General features: G+C 47.8%; 15 protein-coding genes and 1 pseudogene. 12 read left to right on the forward strand and 4 right to left on the reverse strand.

What is annotated here, in order from left to right:
• Nucleotides 1–221: 221 nt before the first annotated feature.
• Nucleotides 222–1,361: a multidrug effflux MFS transporter gene (locus J7439_RS05740; protein WP_209200870.1), complete on the reverse strand. Its 1,140-nt coding sequence runs from the start codon at nucleotides 1,359–1,361 to the stop codon at nucleotides 222–224.
• Between the two features lie 229 nt (nucleotides 1,362–1,590).
• Here J7439_RS05740 and J7439_RS05745 point away from each other — a divergent pair, with 229 nt between their 5' ends.
• Complete coding sequence (locus J7439_RS05745; RefSeq protein WP_209200871.1) at nucleotides 1,591–2,373, forward strand: TatD family hydrolase; 783 nt, start codon at nucleotides 1,591–1,593, stop codon at nucleotides 2,371–2,373.
• A gap of 479 nt (nucleotides 2,374–2,852) precedes the next feature.
• On the opposite strand, the gene J7439_RS05750 is transcribed toward J7439_RS05745, so the two are convergent.
• Nucleotides 2,853–3,011 (reverse strand): hypothetical protein, encoded by a 159-nt coding sequence (locus J7439_RS05750; RefSeq protein WP_209200872.1) that lies wholly within the window; start codon nucleotides 3,009–3,011, stop codon nucleotides 2,853–2,855.
• 76 nt (nucleotides 3,012–3,087) lie between these two features.
• Between J7439_RS05750 and J7439_RS05755 the strand changes: the two genes are divergently transcribed.
• From J7439_RS05755 to J7439_RS05800, 10 genes and pseudogenes are all read left to right on the forward strand, one after another.
• The gene (locus tag J7439_RS05755) at nucleotides 3,088–4,425 is read left to right on the forward strand and encodes a Na(+)-translocating NADH-quinone reductase subunit A (protein ID WP_209200873.1); all 1,338 of its coding nucleotides are present in this window, start codon (nucleotides 3,088–3,090) and stop codon (nucleotides 4,423–4,425) included.
• Between the two features lie 33 nt (nucleotides 4,426–4,458).
• On the forward strand, nucleotides 4,459–5,631 hold the full coding sequence (locus J7439_RS05760; protein ID WP_502950406.1) for an NADH:ubiquinone reductase (Na(+)-transporting) subunit B: 1,173 nt from the start codon (nucleotides 4,459–4,461) through the stop codon (nucleotides 5,629–5,631).
• Nucleotides 5,631–6,422 (forward strand): Na(+)-translocating NADH-quinone reductase subunit C, encoded by a 792-nt coding sequence (locus tag J7439_RS05765; protein ID WP_209200875.1) that lies wholly within the window; start codon nucleotides 5,631–5,633, stop codon nucleotides 6,420–6,422. The genes J7439_RS05760 and J7439_RS05765 overlap by 1 nt, the downstream gene beginning before the upstream one ends.
• Nucleotides 6,422–7,087 (forward strand): NADH:ubiquinone reductase (Na(+)-transporting) subunit D, encoded by a 666-nt coding sequence (locus J7439_RS05770; RefSeq protein WP_209200876.1) that lies wholly within the window; start codon nucleotides 6,422–6,424, stop codon nucleotides 7,085–7,087. The genes J7439_RS05765 and J7439_RS05770 overlap by 1 nt, the downstream gene beginning before the upstream one ends.
• Before the next feature lie 3 nt (nucleotides 7,088–7,090).
• A complete protein-coding gene (nqrE, locus tag J7439_RS05775; protein WP_209200877.1) occupies nucleotides 7,091–7,687 on the forward strand; it encodes an NADH:ubiquinone reductase (Na(+)-transporting) subunit E in 597 nt (198 codons plus the stop codon).
• 16 nt (nucleotides 7,688–7,703) lie between these two features.
• Entirely contained in the window at nucleotides 7,704–8,930 is a 1,227-nt protein-coding gene (gene nqrF, locus J7439_RS05780; protein WP_209200878.1) for an NADH:ubiquinone reductase (Na(+)-transporting) subunit F, read from the forward strand.
• A gap of 216 nt (nucleotides 8,931–9,146) precedes the next feature.
• On the forward strand, nucleotides 9,147–10,418 hold the full coding sequence (locus J7439_RS05785; RefSeq protein ID WP_209200879.1) for an ankyrin repeat domain-containing protein: 1,272 nt from the start codon (nucleotides 9,147–9,149) through the stop codon (nucleotides 10,416–10,418).
• A gap of 61 nt (nucleotides 10,419–10,479) precedes the next feature.
• A pseudogene (locus J7439_RS26935) lies at nucleotides 10,480–10,614 on the forward strand (NADH:ubiquinone reductase (Na(+)-transporting) subunit F); the annotation flags it as partial.
• A gap of 351 nt (nucleotides 10,615–10,965) precedes the next feature.
• Nucleotides 10,966–12,039, forward strand: coding sequence for a hypothetical protein (locus tag J7439_RS05795; protein ID WP_209200880.1), 1,074 nt, complete (start codon nucleotides 10,966–10,968; stop codon nucleotides 12,037–12,039).
• A 236-nt stretch (nucleotides 12,040–12,275) separates the two neighbouring features.
• Nucleotides 12,276–13,040: an SDR family oxidoreductase gene (locus J7439_RS05800; protein WP_209200881.1), complete on the forward strand. Its 765-nt coding sequence runs from the start codon at nucleotides 12,276–12,278 to the stop codon at nucleotides 13,038–13,040.
• Between the two features lie 19 nt (nucleotides 13,041–13,059).
• Here J7439_RS05800 and J7439_RS05805 read toward each other — a convergent pair whose 3' ends face one another.
• Nucleotides 13,060–13,704: a hypothetical protein gene (locus J7439_RS05805; protein WP_209200882.1), complete on the reverse strand. Its 645-nt coding sequence runs from the start codon at nucleotides 13,702–13,704 to the stop codon at nucleotides 13,060–13,062.
• Nucleotides 13,705–13,736: 32 nt separating this feature from the next.
• On the opposite strand from J7439_RS05805, the gene J7439_RS05810 reads away from it, so the two are divergent.
• A complete protein-coding gene (locus J7439_RS05810; protein WP_209200883.1) occupies nucleotides 13,737–13,949 on the forward strand; it encodes a hypothetical protein in 213 nt (70 codons plus the stop codon).
• A gap of 282 nt (nucleotides 13,950–14,231) precedes the next feature.
• On the opposite strand, the gene J7439_RS05815 is transcribed toward J7439_RS05810, so the two are convergent.
• Nucleotides 14,232–14,846, reverse strand: a complete 615-nt coding sequence (locus J7439_RS05815) for a LysM peptidoglycan-binding domain-containing protein (RefSeq protein WP_209200884.1) — start codon at nucleotides 14,844–14,846, stop codon at nucleotides 14,232–14,234.
• Nucleotides 14,847–15,034 lie beyond the last annotated feature (188 nt).

Raw genomic sequence — 15,034 nt, forward strand, 5'->3', positions numbered from 1 at the left:
TACAAGAGCCTGTTTCGTTGATTCATTAATCCTTATGGCCGATTTGCTTTCGGCCACAATTAAGTAGTTAACCAAATGAAATCGTATTTTCTGACTAAGTGGACAGTCACTCTGCGGCGTTACAACTCCGGTCACATAGCTAAGGCTATGCTCCCTTCGTTGTGCCTTGCATAGTAACTGCCCACTCAGCCAGAAATATACGATTCCATTTGGCCAACTACTTATGTATGAAAATAATTTCGGCTTTGAGATAGCATTACCAGCGAAATTAAGATAGCGACTCCTGGCAAAACCAGACCAAGATCCTGGACAATGCCAGCCAGCATCAAACCACTTCCGATGATCAGATAATACAGTAAGCCAAAAAGAGCTCCAGCGCTGCCGAGATTATCCTGATATTGCTGTAGTGCAGAGCTTATAACGTTAGGCATTGCAATACCAAAAGCCATGACGACCAGCAGCATTGGTATCAGGAACCAGATAGTGGTATTTAACAGATATACACCCAATGCACCGAATAGAAGGAAGCCATTAGCCAGCCATAATAATTTATGCTGACTAATATCTCTCTCCAGCAGTCTTTTATTTAAATAGCTGCCCAGCAAGGTGCCAATACTCAAGATTAAACCACTGTGGCCAAATTCCTCAGCACTGCGACCAAGTTGATGAAACGTGAAGCTGCCAAGCTGGTAATAAGAAAACAGAGCAACATTGTATAGTGCTACCAGCAGTGCTGAGTGCCATATATGTGAATCTGAATAGAGACGCCTGGCAAGCAAAACAAGGTTTACCGATTTTATTCTTTCTGGTCGTGTTTCGGGAAGTTTCGCCCTATTCAGCACAAATAACAGGAATGCGGAGAAAGACAAAGCAGCAAAAACATACTGATAACCGCCCATTTGAGTAAGTTGCCCGCCAACAAACATGCCGATAATCGGACTTAGTGCAATTCCCATACTGACAAGGCTGAAAACTTTACTGAGTTCGACTCCGGTGAAGAGATCCCGCAACATGGTTTGTGTGATCACCGAACCCACAGCAATACCAAAAGCACTCATCGCTCTTGCAAACATTAATATGGTAAAGCTATCGGTTAACGTTGCTGTGCAAGTTGCCAATCCATAAATCAATAGGCCGGCTAACATTGAAGGTCTTCTGCCCCATTTATCAGCCATGATTCCCCAAACCGCAACACCTATTGCGAAAGAAGAAAAATAAACAGAGAGAGTCTGGGCGGCCTGAACTGTACTCACTGAAAAAGCATTGGCAATAGATCCCAGCGCCGGGCTATAGATCGTTTCGACAATCTGTGGAAACATGATCATCAGCAGCAGAATCAATAATGTGGAGTTAACTTTCACAATTCAGTCTTGCCATTAAAAAAACGTGGGAAAAGCAGAAGTGGGTTTATGATATTCTAATGCCCTGACGCTTTAACAGGAAAAAACGTATGCCGGGCCGTGAAGTTGCTTTTGTAATCGCTTCAGCATCGCCATAGTCGTTTTTTTTTTGGTATTGACATAAGGCTTGACAAACTGAGGTGAATTGAAAAGTTCAAACTTGTCAGGGTTGAGCTTTCAGGAGAGAAGAATGTTTATTGACTCCCATTGTCATCTCGATCGTTTGGATTTGAGTGCTTATGAGGGAAATCTTGACCTTGCAGTAGAGGCGGCCAGGGCGGCGGGTGTTGATCGTATGCTCTGTATTGGCATCGATCTGGCCAATGGCCCGGAGGTGGTATCACTGGCGGAGCGGTATGAGGATGTCTATGCCTCGGTTGGCGTTCATCCACTGGACTGCAAAGAGGTTGTGCCTGATATCGACGTCGTGCGCTCACTGGCCAACCATAAAAAAGTGGTTGCTATCGGTGAAACAGGGCTTGATTACTACTACGCCACCACCGAAGGAGCTCAGGCGGTTCAGCGACAGTCCTTTATTAATCATCTTGAACTGGCCGCAGAACTGGCGTTGCCGGTGGTGGTGCATACCCGCGATGCCCGGGAAGATACTCTGGACTTTCTCCGTGAATACGGTTCCAGGGAGTCTGCCGGGGTGCTGCACTGCTTTACCGAGTCTCTGGAGATGGCAAAAGCGGCATTGGACCTGAATTACTACATTTCCATATCGGGTATTGTGACCTTTCGGAATGCGTCTGCGTTGCGGGAGGTGGTTGACTATTTACCCATGGATCGCTTGCTGATTGAAACGGACTCTCCCTATCTGGCACCGGTCCCCCATCGGGGCAAGTCGAACGAACCCCGGTTCGTTGCCGATGTGGCACGATTCATTGCTGCTCTGAAAGGAGTGACACCTGAGGAGCTTGGAGAAAAAACTTCTGGCAATTTCTATCGGCTGTTCCGCCGGGCAGTCTGATTGGTAAGCAATGGTCGTGTAATTTAGTGCTATAAAGGAAAAATTATTTATCAGGCTTTGCATGATTGAAGGGTGAGTTTGCCGAGATTTCTCGCTGTTTTCTCTGCTGGGGAAGAGCGAGAAAAACTCTGGCGATTAGGGTATTTGTTGGTTATTTCTTATAGGCATTGGTAAAAATATCCTCCCTGCCAGTATGGCATATCACCTCCAGTCTCTTTATAATTGTCCCACCATTTTCATCGGTGATGTTGCGGATTTAGGCTCAGGTACGGAATTTCCGATCATGCTTCGACTAATTATAAAGAACTTAAGTTCTCCAATTACGACGCTTGTCTATCTGGATGCCCATCAGAATTCTGCTGACTTTCAGCGGAGTTTTTTCTGTGTCTGATCGGATTGCCAGACTGCTTTCCGGGAATATAGCTGCGCAGCAGTAACCTTGAAAAAGGGGGTGCACTACCGGCTTCTGCTGCCTGGCTCTAATGCCTCAGGGTTTCGCTTTGCCCGGCAGGTTTGCTCCCCCCTTTCTCAAGTTGTCTACTGAACATAATGTGCAGTGCCCCGGCCAGTGTTCTGGTTACCGGGAGTTTGGTTTTTGTGTTTTTCGTCAGGGAAGACTCAATGACCATGGCTTCCATAATTCGTTACGACAGTTCCGGATCACCGGAGAGACGGGTTACTCCTGACCTCAACTTGATTGATTAGGCGAAAGGTATGATCAAAATCAAACAGGGGCTGGATCTCCCGATCTCAGGATCGCCTGAACAAAGTATCTCGGAAGGCAGGGCAGTGCGTTCTGTCGCCGTGATTGGCTTTGATTACGTAGGTATGAAGCCTACGATGGCGGTTGCTGTGGGAGATCGAGTTAAAAAAGGGCAACTGCTCTTTACCGATAAAAAGACACCGGGTATCCGGTACACAGCATTGGCTGGCGGTACAGTTTCAGCAATTAATCGTGGTGAAAAACGGGTTTTGCAATCCGTGGTGATCGATGTCGATGGCCAGGAAGAAGAAGAGACCTTTACAGCCTTCAAGCCTGAAGAACTGGCGGGTCTGACCGCTGAACAGGTGGAAGCGCTGCTGAATGAATCCGGTCTCTGGACTGCACTGCGCACCCGTCCGTTCAGCAAGGTACCTGTATTGGGAACCCGTCCGGCGTCTATCTTTATCACGGCGATTGATACTCACCCGCTGGCTGCCAATCCGGAAGTGGTGATCAGGGAACAGGCCGAGGCTTTTGAACAGGGTATCAATATCCTGGGTAAACTCAGTGGTGGCAAGATCTTCCTGTGCAAGGCTCCAGGTGCCAATATTCCTGCGGGCATTGCCAACAGCGAAGAGTTTGCAGGTCCGCATCCTGCTGGTCTGCCAGGTACACACATCCACTTTCTGGACCCGGTTTCTGCCACCAAAACGGTTTGGCAGGTGGGCTATCAGGATGTTATTGCTGTCGGTAAACTGTTTACCACCGGTAAGCTGTTCACGGACCGTGTTGTCTCTCTGGCAGGGCCTCAGGTTGACAAGCCACGCCTGGTTCGTTCCCGCCTGGGTGCCTCTACCGATGAAATCACTGCCGGTGAACTGAAGCCTGCCACCAACCGTATTATTTCTGGATCGGTATTTGGCGGTCGCACTGCCAACGGTCCATTTGCTTACCTGGGACGTTACCATAATCAGGTTTCCGTTCTGGAAGAGAGTGACGAGCGTCTGTTCTTGGGCTGGGTCAACCCAATGGTGGATCGCTTCTCCATTCTGCGCGTTATGACCTCCGGCCTGAGCAAGAGCCGCCTGTTCAACTTCACCACAACGACAAATGGTGGTGAGCGTGCGATGGTACCCGTAGGCAACTACGAGCAGATGATGCCTCTGGATATACTGGCGACTCAGCTGCTTCGTGCCATTATTGTCGGCGACACCGAGACCGCTCAGAAACTGGGTGCCCTTGAGCTGGAAGAAGAAGACCTGGCTCTCTGCACATTCGTTTGTGCGGGTAAGTATGAGTACGGCCCCCTGCTGCGTGACAACCTGACCCGTATTGAGCTGGAGGGGTAATCAGTGAAGCCATTAAGAAATCTCCTTGACTCGATGGAACCCCATTTCGTCAAGGGCGGTAAATACGAAAAATTCTATGCGTTGTATGAAGCCGCTGACACGCTGTTCTATACACCGCTGGACAAAACCCATAACACCAGTCACGTGCGTGATGCGGTTGATCTGAAGCGCATGATGGGGCTGGTCTGGTTATGTACCTTCCCGGCCATGTTCTTTGGTATGTGGAACGTGGGTTACCAGGCAAACACGGCCATTGCCAATGGTCTGGGCACTGTCCCGGCTGACTGGCACGGTATGCTGATTGCCATGCTGGCCGGTAATGATCCTGCCAGTATCTGGGATAACCTGATCTATGGTGCTGTTCACTTCCTGCCCATCTACGCAGTGACTTTCTTTGTCGGTGGTTTCTGGGAAGTACTGTTTGCCATTATCCGTAAGCATGAAGTGAATGAAGGTTTCTTCGTTACCTCTGTGCTGTTTGCCCTGATTGTGCCACCCTCCATCCCGCTCTGGCAGGTAGCCCTGGGTATCTCCTTCGGTGTCGTTATCGGTAAGGAAGTATTCGGTGGTACGGGCAAGAACTTCCTGAATCCGGCGCTGACTGGCCGTGCGTTCCTGTTCTTCGCTTATCCGGCGCAGATTTCCGGTGACCTGGTATGGACTGCGGCTGATGGCTTCTCCGGTGCCACCATGTTGAGCGTTACCCAGCAGGGCGGTATGGAAGCACTGCAACAGTCCATCAGCTGGATCCAGGCGTTTGTTGGAGTGATGCAGGGTTCTGTCGGCGAGACATCGACACTGGCTATCTTTATCGGTGGTGCGGTTCTGCTGTTCTCCGGTATTGCTTCCTGGAGAATTGTCGCGGGTACCATGATCGGTATGATTGCCCTGTCTACCCTGTTCAACATGATCGGTTCTGACACCAATTACATGTTCCATGTACCTTGGTACTGGCATATGGTGTTGGGTGGATTTGCTTTCGGTCTGATCTTTATGACTACGGATCCGGTATCGGCGTCCATGACTAACCAGGGCCGCTGGTTCTACGGTGCGCTGATTGGTGTCATGGTTATCCTGATTCGAGTGGTGAACCCTGCGTATCCGGAAGGGATGATGCTGGCCATTCTGTTTGCCAACCTGTTTGCGCCGCTGATTGACCACTTTGTGGTAGAGGCTAATATCAAGCGTCGGGAGGCTCGGGCCTGATGGGAAACGATACAATTAAAAAGACGCTGCTGGTCACGGTGGTGCTGTCACTGATCTGTTCAGTGCTGGTATCCATGGCGGCAGTATTTCTGAAGCCGGTTCAGGACCGGAACATCAAGCTGGACGTTCAGCGTAACATTCTGGATATCGCCGGTCTGAGCAATGATGCCAGGGCGCTGAGTCCTGCTGAAATTGCTGAACTGTACCAGCAGATCCAACCACGGCTGGTGGATCTGAAAACCGGTAAGTTTGTTGATGAAGCCAATGGCCTGACCGTAGACCAGTACGATCAGCGTACTGCCGCCAAAGATGCCAGGACTTCCAGAGCCCTGGGCAGTGCCGACATTGCGGGTATTTCCCGTCAGGCGGACGTCGCCAAGGTCTACCTGGTAGAACAGGATGGTCAGATGCAGACACTGATCCTGCCCGTTCACGGCCGTGGCCTTTGGTCTACCATGTACGGATTCCTGGCGCTGGAAAACAATCTGAACACCGTCAAAGGTTTCGGATTCTTTGAGCAGGCGGAAACCCCCGGACTGGGTGGTGAAGTCAGCAACCCGGTCTGGAAATCCCGCTGGGTTGGCAAGGAAATCTACAGTGTTGATGGCAAGGTAGCGCTGCACGTTATCAAAGGTGGCGTTGACTCAACCAACCCGGGGGCCGTAAATCAGATTGATGGCCTGGCGGGCGCGACGTTGACTGCCAACGGTGTCAGCAACCTGATCAAGTTCTGGTTGTCCGATGCCGGGTTTAAACTGTTCCTGAATAATCTGAAAGCGGGGAATGCATAATGTCTGTGAAGACCAAAGATATCCTGCTGGAACCGGTTGTTAAGAATAACCCTATTACCCTGCAGATTCTGGGTATCTGTTCTGCGCTGGCGGTCACCACCAGCATGCAGGTCAGCCTGGTGATGGCACTGGCAGTTATCGGGGTAACCACCTGTTCCAACCTGGCAGTTTCCCTGATCCGTAACCACATTCCCAACAGCATCCGTATTATCTGTCAGATGACGGTTATCGCCTCGCTGGTCATTGTGGTTGACCAGATCCTGAAAGCTTACGCTTACGACATCTCCAAGCAGTTGTCGGTATTCGTTGGCCTGATCATTACCAACTGTATCGTCATGGGTCGTGCAGAAGCCTTCGCCATGAAGAACGGCCCAACGCTGTCAGCCCTGGATGGTTTTGGTAACGGTCTGGGCTATGGCTGTGTGCTGATGATTGTTGCTTTCTTCCGTGAGCTGTTTGGTGCGGGCAACCTGTTTGGTATGGAAATCTTCGCAACCGTGAACAACGGTGGCTGGTATGTTCCCAACGGCCTGATGCTGCTGGCACCCAGTGCCTTCTTCCTGATCGGTCTGCTGATCTGGGCGATTCGCAGCTGGAAGACAGACCAGGTTGAAGAGGTGGAATTCAAGATTGCTCCCAATACCAAATTCAGTGAGGCGCACTAAGTCATGGAACATTTTATTTCGCTATTTGTGAAAGCAGTGTTCGTGGAAAACATGGCGCTGGCTTTCTTCCTGGGGATGTGTACCTTCCTGGCCGTATCCAAGCAGGTGAAAACTGCCCTGGGTCTGGGGGTTGCGGTGGTTGCCGTACTGACCATCACCGTTCCCATTAACAATGTCATTTACCAGAACATCCTGAAAGACGGGGCACTGGTTGCCGGTGTTGACCTGAGCTTCCTGGGCCTGATCACCTACATCGGTGTTATTGCTGCCCTGGTACAGATTCTGGAAATGTTCCTGGATAAATTTGTACCTGCTCTTTACAACGCGCTGGGCGTGTTTCTGCCATTGATTACCGTAAACTGCGCTATTATGGGTGCGTCATTGTTCATGGTTCAGCGTGACTACAACCTCGGTGAATCCGTGGTTTATGGTTTCGGTGCTGGTGTGGGCTGGGCTCTGGCCATTGCTGCACTGGCGGGCATTCGTGAAAAGCTCAAGTACAGTGATGTACCTGCAGGACTGAGAGGTCTGGGCATTACCTTCATTACCGTTGGTTTGATGTCCCTGGGCTTCCTGTCGTTCTCTGGCGTACAGCTGTAAGGGGGATTGGGACGATATGGATTTAAATATTATCTATGGCGTTGCCATGTTTACCATTATCGTACTGGCACTGGTGTTGGTTATCCTCGCCGCCCGTTCGAAACTGGTGAGTATGGGTGACGTGACCATCGGGATTAACGAAGATCCCGGCAAGGCCGTGACCACAGCTGCCGGTGGCAAGCTGCTCAACACCCTGTCCAGCGCCGGGGTATTCCTGCCGTCCGCCTGTGGTGGCGGTGGCACCTGTGCGCAGTGCAAGTGTAAGGTGCTGTCCGGTGGTGGGGAAATGCTGCCAACTGAGCGTTCTCACTTCACCAAGCGTGAAGAGAAGGAAGGCTGGCGCCTGTCCTGCCAGGTGGCGGTTAAGCAGGACATGGAAATTGAAGTCGAAGAAGAACTCTTCGGCGTCAAGAAGTGGGAGTGTGAAGTTGTTTCCAATGACAACGTAGCCACTTTCATCAAGGAGCTGGTACTGAAATTGCCAGAAGGTGAAGACGTTAACTTCCGTGCCGGTGGTTACGTCCAGCTGGAATGTCCTCCTCATACCGTCGAGTACAAAAACTTCGATATCGGCGAAGAGTACCGTGGTGACTGGGATAAGTTTAACCAGTGGCAATATGTTTCCAAGGTGGATGAAGAGACCATCCGTGCTTACTCCATGGCTAACTATCCGGAAGAGAAAGGCCTGCTGAAGTTCAATATTCGTATTGCTTCACCACCTCCGGGTACTGATTTTGCGCCTGGCAAGATGTCTTCGTTCGTCTTCAACCTGAAGCCCGGCGACAAGATGACCGTGTACGGGCCGTTCGGTGAGTTCTTCGCCAAAGAAACCGACAACGAAATGGTCTTTGTCGGTGGTGGTGCTGGTATGGCACCTATGCGTTCGCACATCTTTGACCAGCTGAAGCGTCTGTCTTCTACCCGTAAGATCTCTTTCTGGTACGGTGCCCGCTCCCTGCGTGAAGCCTTCTACGTGGATGAGTTTGATAAGCTGGCCGAAGAGAACGAGAACTTCAGCTGGCACCTGGCGCTGTCCGATCCGCTGCCAGAAGATAACTGGACCGGCTACACCGGCTTTATCCATCAGGTTCTGTTTGATAACTACCTGAAAGATCATCCGGCCCCGGAAGACTGCGAGTTCTACATGTGTGGACCACCCATGATGAACGCAGCCGTTATCAAGATGCTGGAAGATCAGGGCGTAGAGCCTGAAAACATCCTGCTGGATGATTTCGGTGGCTAAACTCTGGCTTTAATGAAGTAAAGGCCGGTGCTCTTTGAGCCCGGCTTTTTTTTATAGGCAATATTTATAGCAATACGCCTCACTCATGCTTTTGCGGTAGAACCCATGCTGATGGTGTCTCTGTAAAGGCACTCGTCATGATGGAATTTTCTATTTTGTTTATTGTCCAAAAGCACCCAACCAAACCGCGAATCGCGAACAAACAGAGGTGTGAAAATGGAGAGTGTCAGCGCTAACATCAACAACCCTTCGTTTGATAGCATTATCCGCCAGGACGAAGATGTTTCCACCGCAGGGCAATTTGCTTCCTGGTCGCGGGTCGAAATGTCTGGTCCGGATGGATGGCAGCTTCATCCTGATCATATTGACCATACCGCGGATCAGGAGCCCTCCAAACTGAATCAACGGGGCTGTGTCGAATGTCATCAGCAGCCCCGATCATCGCTTCCCCATCAATCCGGGCCATCGTCTGGTATCCCGGCACTGGAAAGCGCCCTTCGCACTGGAGATATGCAAGCCCTCGAAAAGAGTCTGACAATAAACAGTGATCGTGGTGTCAACATACATGAATATGGCCACTTGCTTTTTATCGCTTTGGAGGCAAAAAATTATGCAGGCTTTAAACGATTGTGCGAGGCGGGTGCCAATGTCAATGTTACTAATAAGGTTGGCCAAACGCCCCTGCATATAACCGCCTTCGAGGGCAAAGCGGATTACCTGCAACTACTGATTGATTTCGGCGCAAAGGTTAATACCGTTAATGAGAGCGGCTACACTCCCTTGCACCGGGCCTGCATAAAAGATAACGTCGGCTGCGCGCAACGACTGATTAACTGCCAGGCGGATGTCAATGCCGCCGGTATTTCCCTTGGCACGCCCGCGCACCTGGCTGCTTATACCGATAGCAGCGACTGCCTGCAACTACTAATCGAGTTCGGGGCAACGGTTAATGCCATTAATACCCTCAGCGAAACCCCCCTGCACTGCGCTGCCAGAAGAGGAAGCGTCAAAAGCCTGAGGGTACTGCTCAATACTGAAGAGGTGAATGTCAATGCCATCGCTCAGTTAGGCCGCACGCCTCTGCACTTGGCAGCCATAGAGAACAGAAGCGATATCCTGGATGAACTGCTCACTCACAGTAAAGTGAATGTCAACGCCACCAATTTTTGCGGCGAAACACCGTTGCACGTCGCCGCTAGAGGGGATAAGACCCTTAGTGTGCAAGCGTTACTCAAAAACAGCAAAGTACTTGTCAATGCCAAAAATGATTTTGGCAAAACCCCCCTGAGTTCGGCTGCCCAAATGGGCCAGGCTGATAGCTTGAAGTTGCTGCTCACTAGCCCGGAGGTGAATATCAATGTCATCGATTCAATGGGTTTTACGCCCCTGGACTGGGCCATCAGTGAAGGTCGCGACCGATGTGTAGAACTCCTGCTTGCCAAAGGGGCAAAAAAGAGGGAAGAGCTGTGGCGATGCCGTATTTTGTGAGGGTAATAAACATCAGTATGTAAAACCGTAACCGGACGCGGGCCGAAAACACCTGCAAAGCAAAGATCATCCGGCCCCGGAAGACTGCGAGTTCTACATGTGTGGACCACCCATGATGAACGCAGCCGTTATCATGATGCTGGAAGATCAGGGCGTAGAGCCTGAAAACATCCTGCTGGATGATTTTGGCGGCTAAATCTATGTCTTGCAGCTGATATTTCAGAAAAGCCAGTTCTCTTGGGAGCTGGCTTTTTTTGTCTGGGTAATTTCTTAATGCGAATTGATAACAGAGGGAAGCTATTACCGGTCTTCACCACCCCTTGATAACATTTTTATTTTAAACGATTAAAAATCATGCCAATCATCTATTCGAATGTAATATATATCAAAATCAGATGGTTAAGTCATTTTGGTGGTGAAGGTGGGCTCTTAAGTACTTTCGTATTCTAATTATCTGTGTTCTGGAAGTATCTATGATTCCGGACTTCATACAGAATCTATAATTAAATAATTTTAGCTAGGTAAATACTGATAAGGGCAGTAAGAAATGGACGCAATAAAGTTGGGTGTCTTACCAGCTATGTCACACTCATGGCATCGTCATGACGAGTCATGGTTTTTAGTAAGGGCGATCAAAACCATTGTTAATGGTATAAAAGCACTGTTTGGTAGATATACTGTCAGTGTTCTTGGTGATGTCACTCCGCGTTTGGTATTAGAAAACCCCAATTCAAGGTATGCCAAAGTGTTATGTAAACCCCTGAGTGCATACCAGATCAATATCGTTCAAACGTTTAGTGATAAAGGGAAGTATTTGGCTGATAAGATTAAGCAGTTGTGTAATAAAGGCCGCACTGTGGAAGTAAAATTGGCATTCAAGCCAGATGGTGTTGAAGCTGTGCCTATGTACTATTCAAAGAATGAAATTTCTGAAAATTTGAATGGTAAAGTTCATCGATCTTTCTTTGATGCTGAAGATAGTGGTAAGCTTTTAAAGTGTCGGCACTTATCCATGGGTTATGTTAATGGCGCTTTTGGTCGTGGTAAGCATACATTCAGTTCCATTGATACTCCGTCAGCACTGAAGTTTTTCTCTGGTAAACTTCCAACAGATAAAGATTTAGTTGCTCGTTGGAGGAAACCATCCAGTGAAGGTTACTATTTTACCAAATCAACTATCAGTCATGCTATTCAGTCAATTGCCAGGAAGTATTGGGATATGCCAAATGCTACTGAGAAAAACTTCATGGTTTTGATTCCAAAGCATATCATGGGCTTGCGATTTAAAAAACAGGAGGGATGTCTCAAAGTGATTTTTTATGAACCTAATGATACAGGAAGGCATAAAACTTTTTCATTGTATGATCCTGGTAATGCATGTGCTCTTGAGCTTAATGATTTTTTTGGTCTTTGGCACGATGATGATCTACATAAATTGGATTCAGGAATTATTATCAGTGATGATACTCAGGAGCATTTTGAACAATGTAATGTCAATGTATTTGGTGATGTGGATTTTCAATCAATTTATAATATTACCAACATAGCTGGCCACAAAGATCATCCAAAAATCCAGTCAGCACGCAAAATAAAACCAGGAGTAAACAGGAGGCAAGGGTAATCAATCACTGAACGGCAATGAATCAAATGTTTTGACTGTTGATAGAGCCATATTATCTGTATAAAAATTAATCCCGGTGTGAGCTTCTTAGGATACTGATTGATCCTTCGTCATTATTGCATGTGCATTGGCAGGTTATTATTTATGGTGTCTTCATGCTTATGACGTCATAATAAAATATTTAAAGACACGAATAGTGTACACTACTTGGCATTAATGAAATGGAGTTATGTGGAATGAGTTCTTCCACCGTTTTGATCACCGGGGCAACCTCTGGTTTTGGCCTCGCCAGTGCCCGGTTATTTGCTCAACATGGCCACTCCCTGATAATCACTGGTCGCCGTTCAGAACGTCTGCTGGCACTGGCGGAAGAGTTGACACCTGAAGTACCGGTTCACAGTGTCACTTTGGACGTTCGCGATGCCCGGGCAGTATCAGAAATGGTGGATTCACTACCTGATGAATTTCGCAATATTGAGGTTCTGGTCAATAATGCCGGACTTGCGCTGGGTGCTGGTCCTGCATGGGAAGCCAGCCTGGAAGACTGGCACACCATGATTGATACCAACGTGACCGGTCTGGTGAATGTCACCCATAAGTTGCTGCCCATTTTACGTGAGCAACCCAAAGCTACCATTATTAACCTGGCGTCGGTGGCCGCTAACTGGGCTTATCCGGGCAGCCATGTCTATGGGGGGAGTAAGGCTTTCGTCGCCCAGTTTTCCCGTAACCTCCGCTGTGACCTGGCTGGCAGCGGCGTACGTGTGACCAGTCTTGAGCCAGGCATGTGTGAAACCGAGTTTTCACTGGTTCGTTTTAAAGGAGATAAGGCGAAAAGTGACAGTATTTATCAAGGAGTTAACCCACTTCGTCCGGAAGACATTGCGGATATCATTTTCTGGATTGCTCGACAGCCAGCGCATATCAATATCAACAGTCTGGAAGTGATGCCAACTTCTCAAGCGTGGGATAACTTCAAGGTGGTCCGAAAAATGGACTGATGGGAAGTTATCCCGGGGATTAGCTGGTTGTGTTACCTTTGATGTTCTGGGGAAACAGGGTTTTTGCCATACTCTCTATTATTTTTTTGCGTTTCATTCGGCTTTCCCTGTTGCTGTTCCTTTGGCGTTCACGGTATTCGGGATCTTTGCGAAGCTCCCTTTGACGATCTCTTTGACGTTTCCTTATGCGCTCTGCGTAATCGGGATCATTATGGTAGCGCTCCTTCTGGCGCTTCCTTTGGCGCTCTGCATACTCGGGATAAGTTTGGTAGTAATTAATTCTGCACCCATCCTTGCGCTTTGCGTAAATAGGCTCCTGGCGAGGAACCCTTTGGTGATCAATGATTGAAGAGCTACCATCCGTAATTTCTTCTCTCTGAGTCGACTGGTTATTACTTGTAGGCTGATTCAGGTTTAGCGGGTTAACTACAGCAACTGGTCCTGAATCTTGTGGATTAAAGAATACGACAGGAGGATGAGTTAACCAGTAATCTGGATTGTAATGGTGCGCTGTTGTTCGTTTCTTGATCTCTGACTCACTTTTCGGGACTGACGGCTGAGTAAAGCAGATGTCTGTTATTGGTGGCAGGGCACCATTATCGGGTTGATTGCTATATTCCCGGGGTACATATTTCTCATGAGCTGGTGGTGGTATCTCATACATATCAATTCCGGAAGAGCCTGCTGGATTAGCTGATGCCACAGGTGCAATCTCATATTCCTTTAATAGACCGGAAAAGCCAGCGCCATAATGATGTATGGCTGATTGATTATGATAAACAGAAAAAGGATCATCCATCCTCTGAACAGACATACCCTGGAACGCGGGTTGTTGTCTGCTATCGTAAAACTGAAAATTCTGTTCTAAACCTAATGATCCGTTATAAAGATCAAAAAAAGCAGGATTGAATGAAGATGACTTATTTTGGAAATTCATTGAATTATTGAATTATTGAATTGCTGAATTATTTCTTAAGACATCTGCTTCTTGTAAAAGTTCTTATCAAACACAGTTTATTTAATATTTGCGTTAACCAGGCATATAAATTGGCTATGACTATGAGCAGTTGTGATGTAAAACGCATTCAAAATGCAGCCTCGCACGAATGTGGAGGCTGGTGGAAGTGGCAGAGAGGTCATTGATGGTAACGTCAATGACCTCTTTCAGAGTATGAGGCAGCCCTTGTCTGTTTAGTAATTGATAACTGGCAAGTATATTGTGAATCCGGCAAAAATTTTATCCGGATCTTTTATCAAACGGGTGTTGTTCTTCCAGATGGCTTTCCAGTGACGGCTTGAACCGTATGTATTTCTGGCAATAGAGGCTAACGTATCCCCACGCTTTATAAGGTATGGATCCCCTTTTTTGCTTTGAACGAATTTATCCGCTGGTTCTGGAAAAGTTAAGGTTACTCCCTTTTTTATTACATTTTCAGAATCAATTTTTTCGGAATTTGCATTCTTAATGACTATCCATTGTTCATAATCGCCGTATATCTCAAATGCAATTTTCATCAGAGTGTCATTTTGGTTGACGGTGTAATAGCCAAGACTATAAGAAAGGTCGTTTATATCTGAACCTGATGTGGCAAAATTCGATAGTTTATAGAGCTTGGATTTTGCATCATTTTCTGTATAGGTGTCTGAAAATGAATAATTTTCTTTTATTTTTGTGGTCTTTGCCTGGCTGGGGTTTTCAGAAAGTGGTGATGACTCTTTGTCTCTGTTAATCGTGCCTTCTCTTTGCTTTGAATCAGAGCAGGCAGCCAAGCCAACTGCCAGACCGATGATCAATAAGCTTTTCATATATACACCTGGATAAAATATTTTTGAATGAAGTGATCTTATTGTTGGTGAGGAAAATGAATAAATAAAGGTTGTTTGGTTTATTTGACTGGTCAGGTATTAACTATGACTTAACAATTACGTCAGGTATGCTTTATTGACAGTCATCTCTGTTACTGGTCTGGAGTTACTTAATCCAATTGCCTCAT

Origin of the sequence: Salinisphaera sp. G21_0, from assembly GCF_017744115.1 — a bacterium.
Lineage (GTDB): Bacteria > Pseudomonadota > Gammaproteobacteria > Pseudomonadales > Endozoicomonadaceae > Endozoicomonas.

Coding starts and splice junctions, on each gene's coding strand:
- J7439_RS05765 (WP_209200875.1), top strand. CDS start 5,631: ATGGGAAACGATACAATTAAAAAGACGCTGCTGGTCACGGTGGTGCTG.
- J7439_RS05805 (WP_209200882.1), bottom strand. CDS start 13,704: ATGTATGAGATACCACCACCAGCTCATGAGAAATATGTACCCCGGGAA.
- J7439_RS05750 (WP_209200872.1), bottom strand. CDS start 3,011: ATGGAAGCCATGGTCATTGAGTCTTCCCTGACGAAAAACACAAAAACC.
- J7439_RS05815 (WP_209200884.1), bottom strand. CDS start 14,846: ATGAAAAGCTTATTGATCATCGGTCTGGCAGTTGGCTTGGCTGCCTGC.
- J7439_RS05760 (WP_502950406.1), top strand. CDS start 4,459: ATGGAACCCCATTTCGTCAAGGGCGGTAAATACGAAAAATTCTATGCG.
- J7439_RS05800 (WP_209200881.1), top strand. CDS start 12,276: ATGAGTTCTTCCACCGTTTTGATCACCGGGGCAACCTCTGGTTTTGGC.
- nqrF (WP_209200878.1), top strand. CDS start 7,704: ATGGATTTAAATATTATCTATGGCGTTGCCATGTTTACCATTATCGTA.
- J7439_RS05745 (WP_209200871.1), top strand. CDS start 1,591: ATGTTTATTGACTCCCATTGTCATCTCGATCGTTTGGATTTGAGTGCT.
- J7439_RS05795 (WP_209200880.1), top strand. CDS start 10,966: ATGGACGCAATAAAGTTGGGTGTCTTACCAGCTATGTCACACTCATGG.
- J7439_RS05755 (WP_209200873.1), top strand. CDS start 3,088: ATGATCAAAATCAAACAGGGGCTGGATCTCCCGATCTCAGGATCGCCT.
- J7439_RS05785 (WP_209200879.1), top strand. CDS start 9,147: ATGGAGAGTGTCAGCGCTAACATCAACAACCCTTCGTTTGATAGCATT.
- J7439_RS05770 (WP_209200876.1), top strand. CDS start 6,422: ATGTCTGTGAAGACCAAAGATATCCTGCTGGAACCGGTTGTTAAGAAT.
- nqrE (WP_209200877.1), top strand. CDS start 7,091: ATGGAACATTTTATTTCGCTATTTGTGAAAGCAGTGTTCGTGGAAAAC.
- J7439_RS05810 (WP_209200883.1), top strand. CDS start 13,737: ATGCCACAGGTGCAATCTCATATTCCTTTAATAGACCGGAAAAGCCAG.